The sequence below is a fragment of the Glutamicibacter sp. NPDC087831 genome (assembly GCF_044742845.1).
Lineage (GTDB): Bacteria > Actinomycetota > Actinomycetes > Actinomycetales > Micrococcaceae > Glutamicibacter.
In genome coordinates this window covers 1-1,167 of the sequence record NZ_JBIUVH010000015.1, presented here as the reverse complement: position 1 = coordinate 1,167, position 1,167 = coordinate 1, and the positions used below count along the sequence as shown (strand labels likewise).

The following is a 1,167-nucleotide window of genomic DNA, read 5'->3' as shown; positions in this document are numbered from 1 at the left end:
ATGATTGCCTGCGCAGTGTGGTTCTCCGAAGCGATCATTTCCAGGCCGCGCTGCTGGCGAGCCAGCTCAGCGTCAATACGCTGCGCGATCTCCGGATCGAGATGCGCGAGGTCTGCGGTCAGGGAATCTGCCGAGAGAGTTGAAGCTTGTGCCATTGCCCATTCCTAAATGTATGAATTGCCGACAACTGATATATCAATCTGCGATTCACTGTATGATGGAAGTCACAGCCCGGTCAATGGGTAGCCCGAAATTATTTCAGCGTGTAGCAATCACGCAGTATGGAACAGAGAAAACGGAGGCAAGATGACACTCGCCACACAGCTTCCCGTGGGCGCCGAGTCCCTGGCTGAACGCGCCTACCTGGTTCTGCGAGACCGGCTCATCATGATGGACATCGCCCCCGGCGACCCGATCAACGAAGCCCATCTGGTCAACGAACTTGGGGTCGGCCGCACGCCGTTGCGCGAGGCGCTCAAGCGCCTGGAGGTCGACCACCTGGTGCAGTCCTATCCGCGACGCGGCACCTTTGCCACCCGCGTGGACATCACGGAGCTGGCCGATATCACCGAAGTCCGCGAAGCCCTGGAACCCCTCGCCGCGGCCAAGGCAGCAGCCCTGCATGGCGGCAGTGCACGCAGTCGCATCGAGGCAACGCTCCAAGCCGTCAGCCAGCTGTCGGGCGCGAATCTCCGGCGCACGCTGATGGAGAACGACCTGGAAGTGCACCGGCTGATCTACCAAGCGGCCGGCAATCACCACCTGGAGCAGACACTGATCCGCCTGGATAACCTTGCCACCCGCATCTGGTGCATGGCCCTGGATCGCCTGCCGAGCATCGACGAGCACATTGAAGAACACATCTCGCTGCTCCAAGCCATCCTCGACGGCGACGCGCAGCTGGCACAGGAGTTGGCCCTGGAGCATATCGTGCATTTCGAGACGTCGGTGCGATCCGTTCTCTAGCCACGGCTTCACCGCTGGAGCGATGCCATGCACTGCGAAAAAATACTTATCCTCATTTCTCAGAATCGAAGACATGTTCGAACACGCGAAGTATAATTAGAACATCTCCGAAGCAAAGGCGCACGGAAACAGCCTCACCCCACCAGCACCCCCCGAGGAATTCGACCTCCACGTCCAAACCGTGCAAAACGACCTCTCCGC

1 protein-coding gene and 1 pseudogene are annotated in these 1,167 nt (G+C 59.5%); one reads left to right on the top strand and one right to left on the bottom strand.

From position 1 onward, the window contains the following. A pseudogene (locus tag ACIOJF_RS17955) lies at positions 1–155 on the bottom strand (serine hydroxymethyltransferase); the annotation flags it as partial. A gap of 151 nt (positions 156–306) precedes the next feature. Between ACIOJF_RS17955 and ACIOJF_RS17950 the strand changes: the two are divergent. After that, positions 307–966 (top strand): GntR family transcriptional regulator, encoded by a 660-nt coding sequence (locus ACIOJF_RS17950; protein WP_105662740.1) that lies wholly within the window; start codon positions 307–309, stop codon positions 964–966. The last annotated feature ends 201 nt before the right edge of the window (positions 967–1,167 follow it).